This window comes from Paenibacillus dendrobii (assembly GCF_009807035.1).
In the GTDB taxonomy this organism is placed as follows: domain Bacteria; phylum Bacillota; class Bacilli; order Paenibacillales; family Paenibacillaceae; genus Paenibacillus_AQ; species Paenibacillus_AQ dendrobii.
The window spans coordinates 577,091-601,248 of the sequence record NZ_WUBI01000001.1 but is presented as its reverse complement, the minus strand read 5'-3'; the positions used below and the strand labels follow the sequence as shown (position 1 = coordinate 601,248).

Below are 24,158 nucleotides of genomic sequence, written 5' to 3'. Positions count from 1 at the left end.
TTTTTACACCGAAATTGAGACCCCGTGCGAGGGCTTGCTATTGCTCGTTATTTTGATTACGATCATAATATAAATTTCGCTATCAGCGAAAAATATGTATCGATAGGAGAATTGGCAGATGGATTCTATTGAAGAGGCTATAAGAAATACTCGCAAAAAACAGAAATTAACGCTCAAAGAGGTGGCAAAAGCGGCATCCATCTCAGTATCTTTTCTCAGCGAAATCGAACGCAATAAAGCGAATCCATCCATAAGCGTCCTGAAGCGAATCGCCAATGCGTTGAATGTTAACTTCACCGATTTATTCGGAAATAAAGAACAAAACATTGTCGTGAGAAAAAATGAGCGCAAAACGTTGGTGCATTCTGAAGGCTCTCGTATTACTTGGTATTCCCTTAGCGAGGGAAGTAGAAATAAGATGGGGCCAATCTTGGGTGTGCTTGAAGAAGGTGCAACCTCCGGCGATGTAGGTGTAGGGCACAGCGAAGGAGAAGAATTTCTGCTTGTTCAATCGGGGTGTATAGAGTTCATGTTAGGGAATGATAGATACACTCTGGAGGAGGGAGACAGTATTTATTACGACGCTAGAACACCGCACCGCTATAAGAACGTATGGAAAGGTGAGACTTTGGTGCTTGCCGTATCGACGCCTCCATATTTTTAAGTTGAGGAATGATGATCTCGAAATCAATTTAAATGAGATTGAGATTGTTAGTGAATTAAATATCGGAGCGACAGACTGACGCATTTATCTTATTTGATTCAAACAATCAATATATAACCCATATAACTGAATTAACTAATAGAATACCAAGACACCATGAACTAGGACAAAACCTAGAACATGAAATTTCAAATACTCTAGTCACGGAATTTGAATATTTCGCAGAGGCAATACTTAAAGATGTAAAGACCCAAGGAATAAAGATTTTTGATTCATTTGGTAACGTGAGATAGATCGAAAAAATTATGACGGCCGGTGGAGCCATTTCGTGATGACCCTTTATTCAAGTAAAGGCACTCACTGAGACGAATCCGTACGTGTAACCACTGACCTGGATGTCGGGAAGGGGCGTACGGGTGATGACGCTCAAGTCAGGAAACATTAATGTACAATAAAAGAAACCTAGCTGTCGTTGAGCTCAAACGTAAGGTAAAGGGCTACCCCAAAGACATTACGTAATGTCTTTAGGGTAGCCCTTTCTCAGCATGTACAATCATTCATATACGACTTTTGGTTTCGATTTCTTAAGAATAAAAAAAATTGGAGAAAATTTGACTTCGAGAGCTATGCTTTTGGCACCATGTCAAAAAACTAATTAAACAAAGATATTCTCCTTCTAACAATTAGGATGACCATGAAGAAGATCGGCTAACATCTTCCGTGAGAGACGATTCCCTAATAGTCCTTAACACTTTGTTTGAAAATCCGCTTTTCCTTCCATGATTGCATACAAGAATTTTTTCGACTTTCTCAATTGTTGCTGGACATCTTCAATTTCACTAATTTTTTGTTCAACCATTTTTTTCTTTACCTCGTATGTTAAATTAAGTTCTTGATTGACTAGTAAGCTTAACTCCTCTACAGAAAAGTCTACGGATAAAAGTGTCTTCAAATCATTTAGAAATTCAACAACTTCTTCAGAATAAATACGATAATTATTAACATCTCTTTTCACGAGAGTGTCTGGAATTAGGTTTTTACGTTCGTAGAATCTCAATGTTGATATAGGCAAACCCGTTAATTTTGAAACATCATTTATTTTCATCGAAATGACCTTCTTTATTCATTGTTGCTATAAACCTAGGTTCATAGTTCATAATACGGATATGATAACGAACGGCACACATCCTGTCAAATAAATTGAACGTTATCAAAAGGAGAGAGACTATGTTCAACCATATTTTAAATAACGATTTCGCTAGTGTAGTCAAGGGACGGCGTTCTGTGCGTCATTATGATGAGAACATAAAAATATCGAAAGAAGAGATGAATGAAATTATTTCGGAAGCCAGTTTGGCACCATCCTCTGCAAATATGCAGCCTTGGCGTGTACTTGTGGTTGATACTCCAGAAGGAAAAGAAAAACTAAGACCTCTTATGCGTTTCAATACAGCACAAAACGATACTTCATCGGCCATGTTAATCATTTTTGGTGATACCGAAAGCTATTTATACGCTGAGGAAATCTACAATTCAGCCGTGGAACAAGGAAAAATGCCAGCTGAAGTACGAGATCGTCAACTTGGAACCATGCTATCGATGTATCCGACGCTACCAAAAGAAATCAAAGTTGAAGTTGCAAAAATCGATAGCAGCCTCTTTGCCATGCAGTTAATGTTAGTGGCTCACGCACATGGGTATGATACGAATCCAATGGCAGGCTTTGAAGCTGATCAGGTAGCCAAAGCATTTGATTTAGATGAAGAGCGCTATGCTCCCGTGATGATTATTTCAATAGGAAAAGCGATAGAGGAAGGTCATGAGTCCGTTCGACTATGCTCTGACAAGATTACATTTTGGAGATAACCATTTATAAACTTGGTTTGTAATAAATTTTAAAGATTGGAGCGATCAGATATAGTGCTCGACAAAGCAAGACCGATTTGGGTTGTAGGAGGTACGGGAACGCAAGGTGGGAACGTAGCCCGCGAGTTGTTGAAGCATGGCCATCGCGTACGGATCCTGACGCGAAACCCGGAGTCTGCGATTGCCCGACAAATGGCTGCCCAGGGGACAGAATTGATCCTAGGAGACTTGGCCGACGCGGCTTCGCTGGAACCAGCCATGGACAATGTATCAGCGATTTTTTCGTCGCAGTATGCCGACCCTTACGATGAAACGATCGAGCCGCGAAATGCCGCAAATATGGTGGAAGCGGCAAGAAACGCTGGCATCGAACAAGTCGTGCACATCTCGGTCGCCGGCAGCAATCACTTTCCACGGTAGAGTAAATATAAGCTCCTCGAACAGATTTGGGAGCACAAGTACAATGTCGAAGAGAATATAGGCAGTACCTTGTTAAAGCTTAACTCCGGGGAGGATACGGCCAAATTCGACCGCACCGCATTTGAGGCACCACAAAAGTTTCACGGCAAGGATATTAATATCGCAGGCAAAGAGCTTTCCATGACGGAGATTGCAGAAACGATGAGCCGCGTGTTTGATAAAAAAGTTGTTTTCGAAACGGTAAGCAGCGAGGTAGCCTTGGAGCGGGGCATGTTGCAGGGAACGCTTTATGCAATGGAGTGGCTGGAGGATGTCCCCGCTTGCGGCTTCGATATTCAGGAAACAAGAGAGTATGGGGTTGCGCTTAAATCTTTTGCGGAATGGCTTGAGGAAAACAGAGGCAGGTTTGAAATTAATCAAATCGCGCAGTCCGGGTTCGATTTGAATAATCCGGGCTGTGATAAGGATCTGTCCAATAAGTCCCAAAAATAAAAAGTTGGACGGGAAAATGTAAGTTTTCCGTCCAACTTCTTTTGTAGCCTTGCTTTTGCAGGGAAGTAGTGAAGAGCAGAAGGAGCTACGGAAGCAGCACAGCGCCTTCAAGCAGCCGCTGAAGCGCATTCACAATTACGAACGACTACAAGCAAAACTAAACGGCCTCAGTTCCATGGAACTGAGGACAAAGACCGCTTAGTCTATTTTTATTTTTTGTACTGCCTACTTGATGCAAATGCCAGGTAGAATCGGCGGCATAAGGGTACAAGTCTATACTCCAGGTATGCAAACGATAAAAAATAAGTTTAACTTTTAAGATTAAAGACATGCCACAGTCTTCAGAGTAAACTGAATTCGTTAAAGGAAGTACGATCGCGGAAAAAAGAGGTCGAACCAGTAAGTTCTGGTGACCTCAAATCCGATCGGTTAGGTTATGAATTCATGAGAGATATAACCGGGCTAAGAACAAGGAATCTTGCTAGGCCTGACAGACATCCAATACAAAGTGACGATCTATTCATTAGTGCTAAGTGACAACAAGTGTTTTAGATTGTCATCAATAAATTGATTATCGGCACTGTTGATTCCGCGACCGGCAAAATGGCCCCAGATCGATTGGATTGGTTTCAAGACAGCATTAGGTATACGCTTAGCTTCGTATTCATTATCGTCCGCTGTGCAGAAGAGATCCGTGCTTCCCGGCATGATACAGGCAAGAGCTTTTATGCTCTGAAGTGCTTTATCAAAGTCTCCGTTATAGGAGGGGTTTGCACTGATATCTGCATGTTGGCCTGTCCATAACATTGCCAGAACATTATGAGGATCCATATTCATAAAGCTATCTTCCCAGACACCAGCTACAAAATCCTCCAATGTGTCAAATCCCATCTCACGGTAAAGCCCTTCTCTATAAAACGCATGTGACAGTCCCCATCCCGCATACACCCGACCAACGGCACGCATGTCTGTAGAACTTAGTTGGTTTAATTTACTTGGGTCGAAGCCGACTGCAGATAGCAGCGAAGCTTTCACGCCTTCTAGGACCACAAATGTGTGAGGCCAAGGTTTGGCGATGCCTCCGAAAGGTGCAATTCGTTCGACCATCTCCGGGTAACTTGCCCCCCATTGAAATGCCTGAATGCCGCCCATCGACCACCCGACGACGAGAGCAATCTTTTGAATACCGAATTTTTCGGTTAGCAGTTGGTGCTGGAATCGAACGTTATCATAGGTGGTTACCTGTGGAAAGTTAGCCCGATCGAATGGAGGAGGCGTGTTACTGGGAGAGGAAGATAGCCCATTGCCCAGCAAATTGGGAACGATAATAAAATATTTCTCTGGATCGAGTGCCATCCCGCTGCCAATGAGCCATTCATTCTGAACATGCTGATCCCCAAAAGCCGTTGGATAGACAATAACATTATCCTTCTGTTCATTTAATTTTCCATAAGTTTTATAAGCAAGAAAGGCATTTGGTAACGTCACTCCTGATTGTAAGAGTACATCACCCAAATTAAAAATTTCATAGTCCATCGTATAGTCGCTCCCTTCAAAATGAAGACCACTTGTTCACTGTGATCTCTTGTGCTCAGTATAGAGCTGTGATACTCTCAATAAAAGTGAACAGAATTCAAGATAGCATTCAATAAAATTGAATGATGAAGGGGGAGCATCGGATGGAATTGCGCCAACTGAATACGTTTTGTACGGTTGCAACAACATTGAATTTCACGCGGGCAGCAGAAGTGCTGAGCTACGTTCCTTCCAACGTCACGATGCAAATTAAAGCATTGGAAGATGAGCTAGGTGTTCGCCTCTTTGATCGGTTGGGCAAGCAACTCGCGCTCACAACTGCGGGTAAACGCTTTTTAACACACGCCCAAGGCGTTCTTGAAAAAATGGACGAAGCTCGTAGTGCTGTCCATGATAATGAAAAACTAAGTGGTACCTTAACGATAAGTGCGAATGAGGTTATTTGCTCCTACCGACTTCCACCTGTCTTCCAACGGTTTCGTTCGCAGCATCCGGGAGTTCGTCTAATCTTCCGCTCCGTTCCGAATCAAGAGCTCAAGCAAACGCTCTTTGAGGGAACCACGGATATTGTTTATATGTTGGATGAATCCATTCGCTCGAGTGGACTTTCCGTGGAACCTTTGCTGGAAGAACATTTCCGATTGTTAGCTGCTCCAGATCACCCACTCGCCAAACAAACTGTGCTGCAATTGGAAGATTTTCATGAAGAAGTGTTCCTGACGAATGAGAAGGGTTGTCCATATCGAACGATGTTTGATCGGTCATTTGAGAAAGAGGGCATTGATAGCATTACATATTTAGAGTTTCAAAGTGCTGAAGCCATTAAACAATGTGCAATTTCAGGAATCGGTATTGCCTTTCTTCCTGAGATCGTCGCGGAATCTGAAATTGAACGCGGAGAACTTGTTGTCCTCCCATGGCAAATTCCGGACTTGCAGGTATATACACAGATGTTGTGGCATAAAGACAAGTGGCTTTCACCAATCATGTTATCTTTCATAGAAGCAACCAGGGTAGTTTTTGGTTCACAGAATGAGAATAAAACCGTATAGCTTATGTATGAGGCATCAAGCATACACCGTTTCGCACCTATATATATATTGATTTCCCTAAAACAAATGAGTGTCCCGTTACGCTAACGGGACACTAGAGTTGAGGAGCTTGCTTGGAGGCAGCTCCTTTTTTGCGTGTTGAAGTAACTATCGTATGAAACAGGTGGTAGACACATTAAAATGTCTGGATTTTTAAAAAAAGTGTCCGTATAAAATAAATACTAAACGTATGGAATGACCTATTATTACTTCGGATACCCCACAATATGCGGAGATGTTAAGTGAAATACCCATAATTAATTATTAAGAGTGTTTTATGAGAGATCATGATTCAGAGTCCGAAGTGGAATGGCCGAACCTTGTAAAAACAAAAGTGAAGTAAAAGCCTGATAGTAATTATTTCACGACGTATTATGACTAAGAGAGGCGTGATTATAGAAATGAAAAAAATCTATGTGATAAACAAAACTCATTTGGACATTGGTTTTACCGATTTAGCAGAAAATGTCTTGCACAAGTATTGCCATGATTACATTCAAAACGCAATCACTTTAGCTGAAGACTTAAGAAAAGAGGGCAAAGACTTTGTTTGGACAACAGGTAGCTTTATTATTGAATATTACTTCAAAACCATGGATGAAGAAGCATGTAAAAAGCTAGACGACGCCATAAAGAAAGGTTACATTCGCTGGCACGCAATCCCGTGTACGTTTGAATCTGAAACGATGACACCTCAAACTTTACATTACATGACTTCAATCTCAAAGAAGTTAGATGCTCGTTATGGATACAAAACAACAAGCGCAAAGATGACTGACGTCCCAGGACATACGATCGGGATTGTAGATGAGTTATATCGTCAAGGAATTAAATTCCTACACATTGGTGTAAATGGCTCGAGCTCAATTCCAGAAGTTCCAGATACATTTCTATGGAAGAACGGTGAAAGTGAGATCATTGTCTCTTATTCAAACGACTATGGTGGCGTAATCGGAGTTGATTGCATGGATAACAAGCTGGCGTTTATGCATACTCATGATAATAGTGGTCCAGGAACAAAAGAGAAAATTAACGCCTTTTTGTCAAAAATGGCGAATGAGTATCCAGACTATGAGCTTGAAATGACTTCAATGGATCAGTTTGCAAATGAAATTTGGGAAATACGTGACCAACTGCCAGTTATTACAGAGGAGATTGGGGACACATGGATTCACGGAATGATGTCTGATCCGAAAATCATTCGTGATTATCGGATTTTAACGAATTACATGTCTGATAACAAAATAGAAAATGATGATGCTAATTTCTATGCGATGTTAGTTCCAGAGCATACTTGGGGAATGGATATCAAACGCTATTTCAGTGACTATATGAATTATGAAAAGAAAGACTTTGAGCGAGCGCGTAGTTTAGACCAAATTACCGATCATGATTTAACCTACGCTTATGGAATTGTTAAAGATGCAACTGTTGGCGAAATGAAATTCACTTATAATGAGTGGACGGATCGTTCGTACAAATTTTATGAGTCTTCATGGAAAGAACAACGCAAGAACGTTGATCGTGCAATAGCTTGTTTGGAGCCTAAAGATCAAAATAACATTAAAAAACTTATCGAAGTTCCATATCATATCTTTGAAAACCAAGGTATTGAATGTGGTTTGGAAGAATCGATTTCGGTAAACGGGTATCAAGTTATGTTTGCTAGCGATGGTTCAATTAACCACTTAGCAAAGGATGGAACACTTTACTTTGATCAGGACAACAAACTCGGGGTTCTGAGCTATACAATTGCTGGGCAAAATGACTATGATAACCTACGTTATAACTATTTGCGTGAATTACAACATAATTGGTGGGCAATTGACTTCTTAAAGCCAGGAATGGAAATTCAAAAACGCATTCAATTGAATGAAAATTTCACACCACATGTTGTGAAATTAGTTAAGGAAAATGATTCGATTATTGCAACTTTAAAGTATAGCCAAAGAGCTGTGGAGGAGTATGGTGCTCCAAGAGTTGTAAAGGTTAAATATCAATTTGGAGATAAAGTTGAAATTGCACTTTTATTAAAGGATAAAGATGCAATTCGTTATCCAGAAATTTATTCTTTTGACATTACACCACGTTTGAATTCGCCATACTTAACGAAGATTCGTAAAATTGATACCGTTATTTCACCTTTTGAAGTGGTAGGTCACGGAAATAAGTTGCAGCACATGATTGAAGAGTTAATTTACGATGGTAGCGATAAAAAAATCAATATTAAACCTATTGATGCCCCTCTTTTGGGAATCGGAACAAATAACAATCTAAGTTATAACAACAAATACCATCAAGACAACAATAAATTTACGTTTACACTATTGAACACAACATGGGGAACTAATTTCACGATGTGGTATGAAGAAGATATTTTCGCTCGTTATGAGTTAGTGTTGGGGTAACAATTTCCTGCGATGTTGAGAAATGTCGGTTGCGTTCAAGATGGTGTTCGTCGTCAAGTCTTCTACACAACGGGCAATATCTAGATTTCATTTTATTCGGGTTAGCGGGACACGATAGCTCGATAAGCACGAAGAAACGGCAGCTGATGAATTGGCTGTCGTTTTCTCAACTCCCTCAAGAACTTTGATATAATACGTGTATCTGTGGACTATAAGTATAAAAGGGGAGTACAACAATGAATAAAATTTTGCGCAGCAGCTCGGCGGAAGCTGAGATTAATACCCTTGGGGCGGAACTGATCAGTTTCAGAAAGCTGGATCCGGAGTTTGAATACATCTGGAGCGGTGACGCGACATATTGGACAGGCCGTTCTCCGGTGCTGTTTCCCATTATTGGTGCGGCTCGGAACGGAGAGATTAAGGTGGACAACAAAGCCTATAAGATCGGCAATCACGGATTCGCCAGACGCAGTGAATTTACGCTGGTCCAAGAAAGCGACACCCACGCGGTTTACCGCCTCTCTTATGATGAGAAAACCCTGGCTAGTTATCCTTTTAAATTCAACCTATATATTACATATAAACTGAATGCAAGCACACTGGAACTTAGTTACCGGGTGGAAAATAGCGATGAACAGGATATCTTCTTCCAGCTCGGAACCCACCCGGCGTTCAATTGTCCGCTTGATGACAACGGTAGCCTGAGCGATTACTATCTGGAGTTCGCTGAATCGGAAAACCTTGAAAGGTTGTTCTTGAATTCGGACGGCCTGCTGATCAGCGGCAAATCGGAGCCCGTTCTGAAACAAGAGACCATCCTGCCGTTATCCCATGAAATGTTCGCCGAAGGCGCATTGATTTTCCGAAATGTGAACTCTCGGAAGATTTCGCTTAGAAGCAAGCACTCCGCCAAAAGTGTAGTTGTCACCTATAAGGGTTTTCCCGACCTCGGCATCTGGCAGCCTTTGAACGCTCCCTTCATATGCATCGAACCTTGGCAAGGAGTAGCGGATATGGACGTCTTCGAAGGTGAACTTCAAGCTAAAGAGGGAATAATCAACCTGGAACCGGGGGCGAGTTTCACAAGCTCCCTGTCCATTGAAATCAACTGACGATCCGAAAGGATCTGCAGGGTTCTCAACTGCTTAAGCTCGGCTCCATACCATTGCAATAAGCTTCAATCTATAGGAGAGAGCACTGAAGTACTTACCTTTTTCTTAAGGAGTATGTATAAAATTCAAAAAAGAAGACATTCGACCCTATTTTTAGGAAGAATGTCTTCTTTTTTAGCTCTATTTTATTCAATGATGTATAGACAGGCTGGGGTAAGCAATCTTTAGAAAAATATCGCAATAAGTGGTTTGAGCAAGCATCTCCAGATTTTGTTGCGAAGGACCTCTTAGATGCTGCGAAATGGCTTGTTGGCAACATCCGGAGCAATCAAGAATAGTGTGGTGCATTACGCTAACGGGAAACGGCAACCGCGTTTTAGTTATTTGTTAAGCTGTAGTTCCCCGTTAGCTTAATAAAATACTTTGCTGTAATTTTTGGATTAAACCTGATAGTGCAGTCGCAGAGGCCGCCTTTAAGTTAATCAAAACGGAATACGTAAACAATCGAAAGTTTGAGTCACTGACCCAGTTAAAGATGGAACTGGGTAAACATGTAAAGAAACAAGAATTCACTCCACATTAGGCTATCTCAGCCCATTAGCTTACAAAAAGCAGGCACTTAAGAAATCTGTCTAGTTTGGTATTGACAATCCCCAATATACCTGTTTAGTACCTGTACACTCCTTCTACCCTCGCTCATTTTATTCCACGACGGTTATGCCGACAGCTTTTAAATGCCCGTAGGCAACGATTCTGCTAAACTGAGATGAAACTTCGTCCGCAGGATGTGGCCGATCGTTTTTAATCCACCAAATGACAATCCCCATGAAAGCCGATACGAGATATTCGAGCAGAAATTCCTTGGATATCGCTAAAGGGGAATTTCCCAGAGCAGGATTCCACCCCTCATTTAATTTATCTTTAATGATATTCTCCATTTTCGATCGAAACTGATAGATTCTATTTTCTTCAATTAACATGGCATAGTAAAAGGTGATGTTGCGGGAAATATGTTCCAGAACAGTTTGCATGACTGTCTCGAGTATAGAAATGCTGAAAGGATTCATGCTGATGGGACAAAGAACGACTGCATCCTTTAATTCGCTCAACAATTCATTCATACACGTATCTAATAAATCAGGTTTATTTTGGTAGTGAAGATAAAACGTGTTTCGATTGATCATAGCCCGATCGGCAATATCCTGGATCGTTATCGCTTCATATCCTTCTTCCTGAATAAGCTCATAAAATGCCATTCGAATCGATTGTCTAGTGCGCAGTACTCTTAAATCAGTTTTTTTACTCATTATCTTCGCTCCCCTAAATTTAAATTGGAATAGTTAAGCGACAAAGTTCTATGAATTGTATTTTATCCTTCAAAATCAAAAATATTAAATATTGAGCGTTGTATTCGTCTCTATTATAATGAACGACAGATAAATAAACAACGTAATGTTCATTATTTATCTAATGACTATAAACTCTAGGGAGGATATTCCAATGACATTCAATCAACAAAATGAGCTTGTACTTAAGGCAATCGCCGTGCTGGAAAGTTTTGAGAGCGGCAACCCCGAAGCTATTACGGATTACGTTCATCCAGATCAATATATTCAGCACAACCAAGGCTTACGCGATGGTCGTGCGGCCATGCTTGGTGCACTTGACCATTTAAAGGAAATGGGTACGAAGGTAAGCATCAAGCGTACTTTGGTTGACGGAGATTATGTGGCACTTCATTCCGTATATGAGTTTTTTGGCCCCAAAATCATCATTGATATTTTCCGTTTTGAGCATGGACTGATCGTCGAACATTGGGACAATTTGCAAGTAATGGTGGACAAGACACCAAGCAATCATACGATGATAGACGGACCGGTCACGATTAAGGATATCGATAAGACGGATGCCAACAAAGTATTTGTCAAAAGCTATGTTGAGAACATCTTGCTTGGTAAGAACCCCGATCTGCTTGCCTCTTACTTTGATGGTGATAACTACATTCAACACAGTCCACATATTGCAGATGGCCTCTCCGGTCTACATGCTGCTTTGCAGGCGCTGGAGGAGAAAAATATTGAATTTCAATATACTCATGTCCATCAGGTCATCGGACAAGGCGATTTTGTGCTTACGGTGAGTGAAGGTCTCTTCGACGGTCAGCCTACCGCTTTCTACGATTTGTTTCGCGTGGAGAATGGAAAGATCGCCGAACATTGGGACATCATCGAGGCCATACTGCCGGCAGAAAAACGAAAGAATTCGAACAGCAGATTTTGAGTTTGGTGCAGCTGAATCACAAGAAAGACATCGCCGAAATTAATTACGGTGATGTCTTTCGCATCGCGAATGTACTTGAGTGATAAATTTTGTCTTCAAATGGATATAAAAGCGTTGCTGCAGCAACGCTATTTTTGTTCATTGCGATGAAGTGACCGTGTGGTGCAGCCATATTATATGGTGAACCTTTAACAGATGAACATTGCAAAATTGATCATCAACAATATGTTCATTATTTAAAGAGACGAGGAGTAGAGGATCATGAAAATACTGAAACAAAAAATGACGTGGCTGGGAGTGGTGATCGTCCTGGTCGTGTTGATCGTATTCGGAGCAGCGATGATGGGATCGGTGATTGGGTCAAAACCTAAGGAACTCCCGGTAGCCCTTGTTGTCCTTGACCAACCAGTGGAACTGCCGTCCGGAGGAACGTTTTCTGTAGGGGAGATGATCCAGGAGAAGTTGGTTTCGAACGCGGTACTGCCGTTCGACTGGCATGTCGTAGATTCCGAGGAAAAAGCCCGGGAAGGATTGGATAAACGCGAATATTACGGAGCGCTGGTGCTTCCGGCGGATCTGAGCAGCGGATTGCTCTCGTTAGCAAATCCCTCGCCGATTCACCCTAATGTGAAGATCATCGCCAACGATGGTATGAACTCTCAAGCCTCGACTGTCGTAAGACAGGCAATGGGGCAAGCGATGAAAATGATCAGCGGGGAACTGTCGCAACAGCTGCTAGGGCAGATTAGGCAGCAAAAGGAGCAAATTCCGATTGAGACGGCTAAAGCTTTAATGATACCGATAAACGTTCAGGAGGAAGTCATGCATCCGTCGGGGGTGAACAATGCGTCGGGGAATGCGCCGGGTTTGTTGACCCAGATCATGTGGATCGGCAGCCTGGTGACCGGAGTAGTCTTGTTCCTGGCTAGCAAGAAAGCGGTCGCCGCGGGTTCAAGGAGATGGACGGTCAGCGTGCTGCAAGGGATCGCGGGACTTGCGATCGTCGGCATAGCATCGGGCTTCACCATTTGGATGGTTTCGTCGTGGTACGGCATGGAATTGGCGGATGCGGGGGAGACTTGGTTGTTCTTATGGTTGGCCGGATCGGCGTTCTTCTTGCTGCAATCTTCCTTACTGAATTGGATCGGATTCCCGGCTATGCCGCTGCTCGTACTGCTGATGTTCTTCTCCGTGCCGCTGCTGAGCATGGCTCCGGAGTTCTTGTCACAGACAACGCGAGATTGGATCTACTCGTGGACGCCACTGCGGTTCGCGGCAGGAGGGCTGCGGGAAGTGATGTATTTCGGCGGACTGGACGCGGCCTCTTCGAACGCCTCCGTCTTGTGGGGCGTCACCGGGGGATTTCTGGTGCTGCTGCTCGCTTCCGGGTTTAAGGCCGGTCGAGCGACAGATGCCGCGCCTACTTCTGTAACAGACGGTTAAAAATAAAGTAAGGGCAATCCACGTTGCGTTCTCATTGTTGGCTTGGATAGTGTGGTTCGATAAAATCCGAATACCCCAAAAAAGAAGACACAGGATTTGTAAAAATGCAAAATCCCAATATTGATTATGGAGGCAGATTAGAAAGGGTTGCAACAGCCCTTAATGGTGACAAGGATATTTATAATACGGCTTTCTTCCTTAATCCCAAGAAAAAATTGATGGAGTTAAGTGGTAAACAATATACTGACGTTTTAAAGTCGTTTAGAATCATACTTGATCATGTGAGAGCGGCTACTTTTCTAATTAATGATGGTGCGGAGCCAGCTAATAGTGATGCAGGGTATATAACAAGAAGGTTATTAAGAAGGGCGATTCGTGCAGGTAAAAAAATAGGTATACAAGGAAGTTTTGTGGGTGAGTTGTCTGAAGTTTATATAGATGAAGCAACAGCTTATGAAGATTTGATCGGTAATAAAAAGAAAGTTATCGAAATAGTAAATAAGGAAGAAAATCTTTTCTATAGAACTTTACAGCAAGGAGAATTTGAAATACAAAACATCTTAAGAATAAGGGTAAAGTTACAGGTGCAGATGCCTTTTGTTTTTACAAAACATATGGGTTTCCCTTGGAGTTGACGGAAGAGTTTCTAACTAAAAGTGGATATAACATGGAGGACAATTCTGCGGGTAAATTTAAAGGTGGATTAGCGAACTGTCGGGGGACAAGAACATATTCCCATCGAAAGTCGCTAATTTAACGACTTTTTTTGTTTTATCGACTCCAAAATCTATTCTTATGGCAGCTGGATTATCATCTATTATTGGTTTGGGTATAATCTCGTTTTAGAATCTACATCTTTTGTATTAGTTTAAAGAACTACCGAGTGCTTTAGTTCCGAGATAATCAAATCTGCAGGATAGAATCCATTTTGATCAAGATTTTATCAAAATGGATTCTTTTTATTTATTGTGAATTGGGGGTTTGAGCGAATTCCTAAGTTTTTAGTCGAGGAAGATGTTAGCCGTTACGACGGTAGACGAAGGGGCTATCAACCATATTGATTTACAAGATGAAGCTTCCCTATATATGAATTCCTATGGAGAAGATTCCATCTCAATGGCAGCAGGAAATCTTCGCATCAGCAGTATCGACCTCAGTCTGCCGGGTTTGATTCCATTTGACCTTGTACGGACTTATGACAGTTCACGGGCGAACGAACAAATAGGAGCTGTTGAGAACGACGGGACTTACCGAAACGCGGCTTCTACTCGAAAAGAGGAGAATTTATCTGCATTAGCAGGGGGTGGCGTTGGGAACTCCCGTTCATTACTACCACTGCTTCAGGTATGCGTCAGTTGTATATTCCCTCAGTAGGTAACTTTAACTTATCGTTATCAGCATAAACGATGGTTCTGGAAATATTTCGACCGTTGGTATCTTGCTTGGTTTAGCTAGCACGATTACTTGGACATTCGGTACGATTTATATGAAGAAAATATCTACTAAAGTCGATGCGATCTGGTTGACTACCCTTCAGATGATTTTCGGTGGAATTGTATTGTTGATAGCGGGTAATACCGTTGAAAACTGGACGGATATTACTTGGAACCAAACGTTTATCTCAACGTTGTCGGTTATTGCAATCTTCTGTACGGCCTTGACCTGGCTCGTTTTCTTTCTGCTTGTCAGATCGGGCGAAGCCGGCAAAATCAGATCGTTTAATTTTCTGGTCCCGCTCATTGCGATCGTGATCAGCGTTCTCTTTTTGGGAGAAACGATTACGACCAAGATGGTGGGGGGACTTATTCTAATTATCATAGGTATTGGACTTGTAAACTTCAAAATGAAATCACTGCAAAAGGGAGGCAATATGCAAAGAGGGGATATGTAGGCAAGGCACAATCGTTATTACTCTCGATATTGAATTATGATCAGTTGGCTTAATTATTGAATTATCAGGAAATGATACCCCATAAAGAAGCACCGGCTGCCGTTATGACAAGAACTTGATAACATTCCCGACTGATGACAAAAAAACAGGCTATTGAGACGGAGTATCTTCAAGGTCACATCTGGTTAGACAGGTTGAACTAACCGGAATAAATCATAAAGACAGCCGATCAGCACGATCGGCTGTCTTTATTGAACTAAAGGGCAGAATAGCTAAATCATTTCATTCGATTTTCGGTAAATCTATATAGGCCTGCTCTTCGATTTCTCCGTGCAGATATAAGAAAGCAGGGAACCCAGAGTTGCGGCGACTACCATGGTGGAATTTTACATAAATAGTTGCAATAGCATCCTATATGGCTTATTATGAAATTAGTTGCAATAACATCCTATTCAAGGAGAGAGTAAATTGAGCGAGCATTGGATACAACCTGATAAGGGCGCAACAGAATCGCATGGCCAATACATCTCAGCCATCTATCGGCACATGCAGATATTGATCTCAGCCGAGTTGGCGCCATATCGAGTCGGAAGCGGACAGTATATATTTCTGATGGCGATTGCTTTTCAGCAGCCAATTACGCAGAAGGCGTTAAGCGAGAAGTTGCTCATTGACAAGACGACTACCGCCAAGGCGATAACCAAGCTGGAAGCAGAAGGGTACCTGCGGAGGGAAGCCGATCCCGCCGATAACCGTTATCAGCTGCTCTATTTGACAGAATCGGGACGTGAGGTGGTTCCGAAGGTACAGGAAGCGCTGAGCCGCGTTAAGAACAAAACCCGGAAGGGTATTACCAATGAGGAGTATGACTTGTTTGTAGACCTGCTTAAAACCGTTCTTCGCAATCTGAGCAAGCAGGAGGAGAAGAAGTGATGAGTAAGAACGAAGGGGCAGGCCTGACCGAAGAGCTGTTGACTTGGTCTGGCGTTACTATGCGCCCTCATCGGTTTGGAGGGTTAGAATTTTAGTTGAACGGCAATGAAATTGGGCATCTTCACGGCAACCGCTTGTTTGACCTGCTCATCCCGAAAACGGAACGCGATACGATGGATTAAAGAAGGGAAGGCAAGGCCGCATCATATGTATCCCGATTCGGGCTGGGCATCCGTTTATTTATTTACCGAGCAAGATGTTGCACATGCGATTGTAATCGCACGTTCTAAATATGATCAAATAAAATTAGGAGGATGTAAATGATGATAGCAAATCCGTTCATCGTAGTGGAGAATTGCAAAGACGAAATCAGGTATTATCAAAGCGTGTTTGGTGGTGAGATTGCCATTCTCCGCAAGCAAGGGGAAGAGGTGCTTAACGCGGACCTGCATGTAGAGGGGGTAACCCTTAAGTTTGCTGATACTCAAGCGGCAAAGCCGGTAATGAAAGGCGATTACGTGAGAGTTTTCTTGAGAATTGAGACGGAGGAAGCATTCCAAAGAATCTACGGAGAATTTGCGGCTGAAGGGATTATTAATTCGGAAGCATATGAAGCTCCGTTTAACGGACTGTTGGCTATCGTTACCGACCGAAACGGCGTGTGCTGGGTGCTGTCCTATTATCGAACTTAATGCTGTGAAGTCGAGATGTGGAGTCGTCCTATTGGAGACTCTTTAGGAACTTGTCGAGGGACAAGAACATGGTCCCATTGAAGTCGCTATTTTAGCGGCTTTTTTATTTTATCGGTACAAGTCTTGTCCCAAGCCAAGGACAAGAACTTGTACCGATTGCCGGAATGGGCAAGAACATAGTCCGATTGTCGATTAGGTGTATATCTAAGTACATAATACATGGAAATGTTCACATTGTTATAGGACAACGAACACGATAAGAGGTAAACACGGACGGCTAGGTATTAAAAAAGCGAATCATTACAAGTTAATGAAGACACGCAGAAACCCCGCAAGAGTCCACTTTCCTTATTAAATCTTTCATTTGTATCCTCTTAGTTACTTGACAAAAGATAACTAGTTAGATATTTTAATACTTAACCAGTTACCTATTTTGGAGGTGGGAAAATGGAATTTCCATTCGAAAAAAAAATCACACATAAAGCATATGTTTATGGATCAATTTTCACATTGTCTAACCGCTTGCAACTTTTAGGCGATAGAAGATATAAGGATCTTTCATTAAAACAAGCTTTTGTGTTATGGAATATTTCTCTTTATGATGATTACTTTCTTAACCTAAAAGATATTGCTCAAATTGTCGGTACTTCGAGTCAGAATGTGAAAAAAATCATAAATATTCTTGAGAAAAAAGGTTTTGCAAAAGTTGGGAAAGATGAGACTGACAGAAGGAGTTTACGTGTTGCTTTAACATCTAAGGGTAAAGAGTATTACATGGAAAGAGGTAAGGAGGAAGAACAGTATATAGAGGAGTTATTTACTGACTTCGATGATGAGACGCTTATGGGTTTGTATCAAGGTCTATATAAACTTATGGAAAAAACAGCTCAAGAACAAGGAGGAAAATAATATGGCAGTTTATCTGAATGAAGTATCGCGCACCTTTGGTGAGTATTTACTAATACCAGGTTACTCGTCGGTAGAGTGTATACCGGCAAATGTAAGTTTACAAACACCCTTAGTGAAATTTAAAAAAGGAAATCAACCTCCTATTTCTTTGAAAATTCCTATGACATCAGCAATTATGCAGTCTGTTTCTGATGATACAATGGCAATATCTTTAGCAAAAGAAGGTGGACTTTCTTTTATTTACGGATCACAATCTATTGAAAGTCAGGCACAAATGGTTGCTCGTGTTAAAAGTTATAGAGCTGGGTTCGTTGTTAGTGATTCTAATATATCTCCTGAAGGTACTTTAGACGAAATGTTAATGTTAAAGAAGAAGACAAATCATTCGACTGTAGCAGTAACAATTGACGGAACTTCTAGAGGTAAATTATTAGGCATTGTAACTAGCAGAGATTATCGAGTTAGTCGGATGAATTTAGACACTAAAGTTAAAGATTTTATGACACCATTCGAAGAATTAATCTGTGGTAATAAAGATACCACATTAAAAGAAGCGAATAATATTATATGGGAGCACAAACTAAATTGTCTTCCAATCATTGATGATGAACAAAGATTGATTTCTATGGTGTTTCGAAAAGATTACAATACTAATAAGAAAAATGAGAATGAGTTGATTGATGAATCAAAAAGATATATGGTTGGCGCAGGTATTAATACTAGAGATTATGCTGAACGAATTCCAGCATTACTTCAAGCTGGAGTAGATGTTCTCTGTATTGACAGTTCCGAAGGATTTACAGAATGGCAAAAGATTGTTATTGAATACGTCCGGAAGAATTATGGTGATGCTGTAAAAATTGGGGCGGGAAATATAGTTGATAAAGAAGGCTTCCGTTTCCTTGCCGAAGCTGGTGCCGATTTTGTAAAAGTAGGAATTGGCGGCGGTGCAATTTGTATTACACGAAAACAAAAAGGCATAGGCAGAGGTCAAGCTACCGCATTAATCGAGGTAGCGATGGCTCGGGATGAATATTTTAATGAGACAGGAATCTATGTACCAATTTGTTCTGATGGAGGTACTGTACATGATTATCACATTACATTGGCACTAGCTATGGGAGCAGATTTTCTAATGTTAGGAAGATATTTTGCCCGGTTTGATGAAAGCCCCACTAAAAAAGTGAATATAAACGGTAATTATATGAAGGAGTATTGGGGAGAGGGAAGTACGAGGGCAAAAAATTGGCAAAGATATGACTTAGGTGGTGACGAAAAACTTTCTTTTGAAGAAGGAGTTGATTCGTTTGTACCTTATGCAGGAAGTTTAGAAGATAATGTTGGACTTTCTTTAAGCATAGTACGTTCAACAATGTGTAATTGTGGTTACCTGACAATTTCTGAACTACAAAAAAATGCTAAGATAACCTTAGTTTCTTCTACAAGCATTGTTGAGGGTAGTGCACACGATGTTTTACTTAAAGATAGTCGTCAGATATTGTAACACATCATTGTTAGCGAGTCCCTTTACTGGATATATTAGATGAAATGTAGCTTATATATGTTGAAGAACTGTGATTACAGTTCCTTAGAGTGTCAAGAAAGTCTCAGGGACTTTCTTGACACTCTATTTTTTATTTGGGGGGATTCGAGAGGCCGTAGAAGAGTAGCCTCTCCGAAAAGAGTATGCAATCAAACATTATGTTTTAAATTAATGCAATAGATATTGAAAGAAACCTCTTAACTTTACTGAAAAAATAAAGGGGATTGACGTTTACTTTCGTTTAGGAGGTGTAGGTGGAATATTACTGAATATGGCAGGGGTGTCTTCATTCCCGTGGGTAGGATTTGTTTTGTTAATTTTGGCTCTGTTCGTTGCATGGAGAGCTAAAAAGTATGGTTTTAAATCTAAGTGATGTAGGTGAGAAGTTCCGCATACGAGCTATCGATTCTCGCGGCGGATTAAATAGTTATTATGTTAGTATCAGCCCGATTCATTATACTAACACTGTACAAGGTTGCCCTTATTTGGGGGTACCCTTTTTTCATGGCTACTTCTTGTCATTAAGTACATGGGGAGTTATGTTCAACAAGTACTGAAACCTAAATACTATTGTTCTGAAGTCAATAGCGTGCCCGTGAGCGGATCGTATTCACAGTTGTCCTGAAGTCGATCTAGCAAAGGAGTGTATTTAGCGATGACATACATAGCGCGCACGAATGCGCGCAAGGGAGGGTATTACCTAGAGCAGGTACCTGTAACATCGGGGGAAAACGTCCGTCTAATGGGAGAAGACTTGTTTGTATATGAGGAAAATATATTACTTTAAAGAAAAGTGACCGTTGCCCTTCTTCGCCGGTCTAACTTATAGAAAGACGAAGAAGCAGAAAGGAGAGCGCCGCATGGAGATGACCGAATTAATCGAACGGGCAAAGGCGGGAGACGCCGAGGCCTTCGTCGCCCTCATGAAGCATCTAGAAAGATCGATGTATGGGATGGCGAAATCGATGCTGCACCGAGACGAAGACGTGGCGGACGCACTGCAGGAGAGTATTCTGAAATCGTATAAATCGCTGCCTTCGCTGCGGGAGCCGAAATTTTTCAAGACGTGGATGTTTCGAATTGTGATAAATGAATGCAACAACATCCTGAAACAGCGTTCGAGCACGGATATGGTCGCGGAGGTTCCGCCGACCGTCGCTCGGGTCGATGAATACAACAGCGTGGATTTGCGTGAGATCGTGGATCGTCTGGAGGAGCCACAGCGCATGGTGGTTGTGCTACATTACTACGAGGATATACCGCTTCGCCAAGTGGCCAAATTGTTGAACATCTCGGAAAGCGCCGCGAAGATGCGGCTGCATCGAGCACGTGAGGTCCTGCATCATCAATTATCGAATTTTCAGGAGGGGTCGTTGAGCTATGGATAAATTCAAAGAGATCGAGAAGGAAATGAGATCAGGTGGCGAGGCAAACGCGGAGATTCCTTCGCTCGTCCGGGCCCGTCTGGATGAGACGTACACGGCTCTTGCCCAGCAGCCGCGGAATGTTGTCAGGATAAACGCTTCGAGGCGCCTTCGTAAGTTGACGCTAGCGACGGCGGCCGCCGCCGTCATCGGGCTCGGGGTGTTCGGTTCCGCGTTTGTTTCTCCCGCAATGGCGGAGGCGCTGAAGAACATGCCTTTGGTGGGGAGCTTATTCAGCGCGATCGAGACAGACATCGGACTTCGTACAGCAGGCTCGCTCGGATTGACGAACCAAGTTAACAACGCAGCGGCCTATGAGGATGTAAAGCTGGAGGTGAGTGAGTCGGTTTACGACGGGACCCGGGCCGCATTCCTGATCCATGTAACAGCACCGAACGTGGAGAACGGCATCTACAACAACGGGAGGAAGGAGATGAAGCTTTCCAGCGCAATCGAGAATGTGTTCTTTACAGTGGATGGCGAGGCGCAGGACGAAGGTTTGAATTTCGGGAGTGCCGGCGAGGCATCCCCGAATACGCTCGTCTTTGAGCATGTGATGAAACCGGGCGAGGCTCCGGATTCTTTCAATGGAGCGGTTACGATCAAAATGGACGGCATCGACCACGAATTCATCGTGGAGATCCCATTCCGGAAGGCCGCCGTCCAAGCAATCGAGGCGAAGCCCGATACCAGAGCGAGTGCGGGAGACCTTACCTTCGAGGTTTCTGACGTATCGGTCACGCCGATCACGGCCCGATTGAAGACCGCGGTCACCCTGGCGGGTGCGGAGACGCTAACGTGGGATGAGGAGAAGCGGTTAACCCGAATCGGGATTGCTGTGTACGACGATCAAGGACGCAGACTGCCTGCACTCAACGGGAAAGGCAAGATTGACGGGAACCGCCTCGTCTTCGATCGCCGATACGCCACGACTTCAGGGACGAGTACATTTTTGACGGTGAAGCCCTTCCTGATTCGGGATGACTTTGCGGAGGAAGTGGAGGAAGGGCAATTCCTGAAAGGACTGGAAACGAGGATCGAGCTTTCACCCGCTTCATAATACGTTGGACCGCGAACTTGTATAAATAGATAATCTTGCGGCAAGCATTAAGGCCATCCTCTTGATATGCTCCCCAAATAGTAGACAGGTGAAATAATAAAACCTGCTACTGTGAGGGGAGCATTTTTCATGTCAGGCATTCCATATACAGGTCTCTACGTGGATTCAGAGAGCTTTGCAGTTGGGTGGAGAGAATAACCCTGTCAAAAGGCTGAAAGATAAAAATGAGCCTAAGTCTACTGCAGGGGCGGCAGGAGAAGAACTGCAGATCAAGATCGATCCGAAAGTCACCATGAACCGCGAGTCTTTTATGTACTTGCTAGTTCATACGCTACAAACAAGCGGCCAACTGCCGCTGCTCAATTTGGTTCCGGCGGAGATCAAGGATAACGCACTGCAGATTTATAGCCCTTACGAATAAAGGTTTCACACTGCTGTGGAGCCAACAACTACTGCATTCAATTGAAGTGAAGAAAGCGCGCATCTTTATCGTCAACATAAAGAGCGCGCCTTCATCTAAGTTTATACCGGGGCTTCCTAGTTATTAATTGGAAGATAATTTGAAAATAATTGAAACAACTTCTAATGAACAATCAGGACTGGGCAACTGGACAATTGAGAAACTTTATGACTGACACTTCCAAGCATCATTTCCTTCATTCCGCTCAGTCCACGACTACCAATAATGATGAGTTGTTGCCCATTGCTTTTTGCATAATTCAAAATTTCATGAGCAGGATCTCCCTTGAGGTGAATGATTTCCGTAGAAATCCCCTCAGATATTAATTTGTATTTAGCGTTTTCCAATTGCTCTATACTGTGCTTATCCATTTCATCTAACATTTCTTCCAAATAGTTTTCCGGTATATATGGGAGACCCATGGTTACATTCAAATTGCTGACATGAATCAAAGTAACATGTGTTTGTTTATTGTGAGCAATCTCCACAGTTACATCTAGGATTTTGTTTTGTAATTCCGATTTATCAATAGCAACCAAAATTCGATTGAACATTTCAGTTCATCCTTTCCTTCATCGATCAATTAGTGTTTAACCGCGTCTACAAACCGGTCTCTAGCAGCTCCCCATCCAACAACTAATAGCAAAACAGAAGCGGCGACTAAGATAAGCAGTGGGAGTGTCCAGCTGTTTGTTGCATCATGCAGATATCCGATCAATGCCGGCCCCATTGCAGCAAGCAGGTAACCGATGGACTGCGCCATACCTGACAACTCCGCAGCTTGATGAGCATCTTTGGTACGTAATCCGAAAAACATCATCGACAAGCCGAATGCGAATCCTCCCCCGATACCAAGGATGATGATCCACACGAGGATGACACTTGGGCTTCCATAAAGCAGTCCAAGTGTTCCAACCAAAAGTAAAATCGATGTGATAACAACTAGCGAACGTTGACTAGACATACGGCCAGCAAGGACCGGAACGATAAATGTAAACGGAAGCAATGCTAGCTGCATAATCGATAAATACCAACCGGATTGACTAGAGTCGATGCCTTGTTGTTTTAGGATTTCCGGCAACCATGCAATGAGCACATAAAAGATCGCTGATTGAATCCCCATGAACAAGGTCACTTGCCAAGCAAGGGAGGAGCGCCAAATATTGACTTGCTTATCTGCAATGGGTTGAGCGCCAGATACAGTAACTTGTTTCGTACGATTTCTCATCTGGGGCAACCAAAGAAGAAAAGATACAAAGCTGAGAACCGCCCAAATTCCTAATGCTCCTTGCCATTGTAAGCCTGATCCGACAGCAAGCGGGACACTAATACCCGAAGCAATCGCACCACATAAATTCATTGATATCGAATACACCCCGGTCATAGAACCGATTCGATTGGGAAATTCACGTTTAATTAAACTCGGCAATAATACATTACATACTGCAATGGCAAACCCAAGAATGGCCGTTCCGAGATACAAATTAATTGCTCCAGATAATGAGCGTAGTACAATACCAATTGTTAAAATAATTAGGGAAATCAAAATAATAAGTTCCATTCCAAATCTTCGCCCTAATTTAGGTACAAGCGGTGATAACAAGGCAAAAGCAAGGAGCGGTACCGTTGTGATAAGGCCGGCTAATGTATTTGAAATGTGTACGTTATCTCGTATTAGACTTACTAAAGGTCCAACAGAGGTTAAAGGAGCACGGAGATTGGCCGCAATAACGATAATCCCTAGAACAACTAACCAAGTTGCAGATTGCTTACGTGTATTTTCTTCGTGTTGACTTTTACTCAATGACTGTGGCTTGTCCATAAGATCCTCTCCTGCATGTTTTAGTAATAACATCTGTCTTTGACACTCATCATATTCGCGCGAACAGATAAAGTATAGTATGTTATACTAAATTTAACAAGATGTATTTTAT

General features: G+C 42.4%; 25 protein-coding genes. 20 read left to right on the top strand and 5 right to left on the bottom strand.

The annotated features are described in order from the left end of the window. Positions 1-118 precede the first annotated feature (118 nt). Positions 119-664, top strand: coding sequence for a helix-turn-helix domain-containing protein (locus GRF59_RS02600; protein WP_160496103.1), 546 nt, complete (start codon positions 119-121; stop codon positions 662-664). Positions 665-1,409: 745 nt separating this feature from the next. On the opposite strand, the gene GRF59_RS02595 is transcribed toward GRF59_RS02600, so the two are convergent. Beyond that, complete coding sequence (locus GRF59_RS02595; RefSeq protein WP_160496102.1) at positions 1,410-1,769, bottom strand: helix-turn-helix domain-containing protein; 360 nt, start codon at positions 1,767-1,769, stop codon at positions 1,410-1,412. Between the two features lie 122 nt (positions 1,770-1,891). On the opposite strand from GRF59_RS02595, the gene GRF59_RS02590 reads away from it, so the two are divergent. From GRF59_RS02590 to GRF59_RS02580, 3 genes are all read left to right on the top strand, one after another. Beyond that, on the top strand, positions 1,892-2,530 hold the full coding sequence (locus tag GRF59_RS02590) for a nitroreductase family protein (protein ID WP_160496101.1): 639 nt from the start codon (positions 1,892-1,894) through the stop codon (positions 2,528-2,530). Positions 2,531-2,584: 54 nt separating this feature from the next. After that, positions 2,585-2,950, top strand: coding sequence for an NmrA family NAD(P)-binding protein (locus tag GRF59_RS02585; RefSeq protein WP_160496100.1), 366 nt, complete (start codon positions 2,585-2,587; stop codon positions 2,948-2,950). A gap of 69 nt (positions 2,951-3,019) precedes the next feature. Continuing rightward, positions 3,020-3,442, top strand: coding sequence for an NmrA family NAD(P)-binding protein (locus GRF59_RS02580; protein WP_160496099.1), 423 nt, complete (start codon positions 3,020-3,022; stop codon positions 3,440-3,442). A gap of 516 nt (positions 3,443-3,958) precedes the next feature. On the opposite strand, the gene GRF59_RS02575 is transcribed toward GRF59_RS02580, so the two are convergent. After that, positions 3,959-4,978, bottom strand: a complete 1,020-nt coding sequence (locus GRF59_RS02575) for an alpha/beta fold hydrolase (RefSeq protein WP_160496098.1) — start codon at positions 4,976-4,978, stop codon at positions 3,959-3,961. 143 nt (positions 4,979-5,121) lie between these two features. Here GRF59_RS02575 and GRF59_RS02570 point away from each other — a divergent pair, with 143 nt between their 5' ends. From GRF59_RS02570 to GRF59_RS02560, 3 genes are all read left to right on the top strand, one after another. Beyond that, the gene (locus tag GRF59_RS02570) at positions 5,122-6,030 is read left to right on the top strand and encodes a LysR family transcriptional regulator (protein ID WP_160496097.1); all 909 of its coding nucleotides are present in this window, start codon (positions 5,122-5,124) and stop codon (positions 6,028-6,030) included. A 413-nt stretch (positions 6,031-6,443) separates the two neighbouring features. Next, positions 6,444-8,477: a DUF5054 domain-containing protein gene (locus GRF59_RS02565; protein ID WP_237391598.1), complete on the top strand. Its 2,034-nt coding sequence runs from the start codon at positions 6,444-6,446 to the stop codon at positions 8,475-8,477. A 236-nt stretch (positions 8,478-8,713) separates the two neighbouring features. Next, positions 8,714-9,589, top strand: a complete 876-nt coding sequence (locus GRF59_RS02560; RefSeq protein ID WP_160496095.1) for an aldose 1-epimerase family protein — start codon at positions 8,714-8,716, stop codon at positions 9,587-9,589. A gap of 701 nt (positions 9,590-10,290) precedes the next feature. Here the strand turns inward: GRF59_RS02560 and GRF59_RS02555 are convergent. Further along, positions 10,291-10,896: a TetR/AcrR family transcriptional regulator gene (locus tag GRF59_RS02555; RefSeq protein ID WP_160496094.1), complete on the bottom strand. Its 606-nt coding sequence runs from the start codon at positions 10,894-10,896 to the stop codon at positions 10,291-10,293. A gap of 193 nt (positions 10,897-11,089) precedes the next feature. On the opposite strand from GRF59_RS02555, the gene GRF59_RS02550 reads away from it, so the two are divergent. The 13 genes from GRF59_RS02550 (at position 11,090) to GRF59_RS02490 (ending at position 22,185) form a co-directional block, all read left to right on the top strand. Next, a complete protein-coding gene (locus GRF59_RS02550) occupies positions 11,090-11,869 on the top strand; it encodes a nuclear transport factor 2 family protein (protein ID WP_160496093.1) in 780 nt (259 codons plus the stop codon). 261 nt (positions 11,870-12,130) lie between these two features. After that, positions 12,131-13,312, top strand: a complete 1,182-nt coding sequence (locus GRF59_RS02545; RefSeq protein WP_160496092.1) for a YhgE/Pip domain-containing protein — start codon at positions 12,131-12,133, stop codon at positions 13,310-13,312. Positions 13,313-13,371: 59 nt separating this feature from the next. Continuing rightward, the gene (locus GRF59_RS02540) at positions 13,372-13,947 is read left to right on the top strand and encodes an alanine--tRNA ligase-related protein (RefSeq protein ID WP_341480053.1); all 576 of its coding nucleotides are present in this window, start codon (positions 13,372-13,374) and stop codon (positions 13,945-13,947) included. A gap of 379 nt (positions 13,948-14,326) precedes the next feature. After that, entirely contained in the window at positions 14,327-14,686 is a 360-nt protein-coding gene (locus GRF59_RS02535) for a DUF6531 domain-containing protein (protein ID WP_237391597.1), read from the top strand. A 64-nt stretch (positions 14,687-14,750) separates the two neighbouring features. After that, positions 14,751-15,203, top strand: coding sequence for a DMT family transporter (locus GRF59_RS02530; protein WP_272914961.1), 453 nt, complete (start codon positions 14,751-14,753; stop codon positions 15,201-15,203). 468 nt (positions 15,204-15,671) lie between these two features. Then, complete coding sequence (locus GRF59_RS02525; RefSeq protein WP_160496090.1) at positions 15,672-16,136, top strand: MarR family winged helix-turn-helix transcriptional regulator; 465 nt, start codon at positions 15,672-15,674, stop codon at positions 16,134-16,136. A gap of 105 nt (positions 16,137-16,241) precedes the next feature. Next, the gene (locus GRF59_RS30350; protein ID WP_341479998.1) at positions 16,242-16,460 is read left to right on the top strand and encodes a luciferase domain-containing protein; all 219 of its coding nucleotides are present in this window, start codon (positions 16,242-16,244) and stop codon (positions 16,458-16,460) included. Beyond that, entirely contained in the window at positions 16,460-16,828 is a 369-nt protein-coding gene (locus tag GRF59_RS02515) for a VOC family protein (protein WP_160496089.1), read from the top strand. The genes GRF59_RS30350 and GRF59_RS02515 overlap by 1 nt, the downstream gene beginning before the upstream one ends. Before the next feature lie 447 nt (positions 16,829-17,275). Continuing rightward, positions 17,276-17,737 carry a MarR family winged helix-turn-helix transcriptional regulator gene (locus GRF59_RS02510; RefSeq protein ID WP_160496088.1) on the top strand — a complete coding sequence of 154 codons (462 nt, stop codon included), beginning with the start codon at positions 17,276-17,278 and terminating at the stop codon, positions 17,735-17,737. Between the two features lies 1 nt (position 17,738). Then, positions 17,739-19,241, top strand: coding sequence for an IMP dehydrogenase (locus GRF59_RS02505; protein WP_160496087.1), 1,503 nt, complete (start codon positions 17,739-17,741; stop codon positions 19,239-19,241). An 899-nt stretch (positions 19,242-20,140) separates the two neighbouring features. Next, positions 20,141-20,668 carry an RNA polymerase sigma factor gene (locus GRF59_RS02500; protein ID WP_160496086.1) on the top strand — a complete coding sequence of 176 codons (528 nt, stop codon included), beginning with the start codon at positions 20,141-20,143 and terminating at the stop codon, positions 20,666-20,668. Then, a complete protein-coding gene (locus GRF59_RS02495) occupies positions 20,661-21,764 on the top strand; it encodes a DUF4179 domain-containing protein (protein ID WP_160496085.1) in 1,104 nt (367 codons plus the stop codon). Before GRF59_RS02500 ends, GRF59_RS02495 begins: the two co-directional genes overlap by 8 nt. Positions 21,765-21,945: 181 nt before the next feature. Beyond that, the gene (locus tag GRF59_RS02490) at positions 21,946-22,185 is read left to right on the top strand and encodes a hypothetical protein (protein WP_160496084.1); all 240 of its coding nucleotides are present in this window, start codon (positions 21,946-21,948) and stop codon (positions 22,183-22,185) included. Between the two features lie 161 nt (positions 22,186-22,346). Here GRF59_RS02490 and GRF59_RS02485 read toward each other — a convergent pair whose 3' ends face one another. Both GRF59_RS02485 and GRF59_RS02480 read right to left on the bottom strand, forming a co-directional pair. After that, positions 22,347-22,778 (bottom strand): universal stress protein, encoded by a 432-nt coding sequence (locus tag GRF59_RS02485; protein WP_160496083.1) that lies wholly within the window; start codon positions 22,776-22,778, stop codon positions 22,347-22,349. A gap of 29 nt (positions 22,779-22,807) precedes the next feature. Next, on the bottom strand, positions 22,808-24,046 hold the full coding sequence (locus GRF59_RS02480; protein ID WP_160496082.1) for a CynX/NimT family MFS transporter: 1,239 nt from the start codon (positions 24,044-24,046) through the stop codon (positions 22,808-22,810). Positions 24,047-24,158 lie beyond the last annotated feature (112 nt).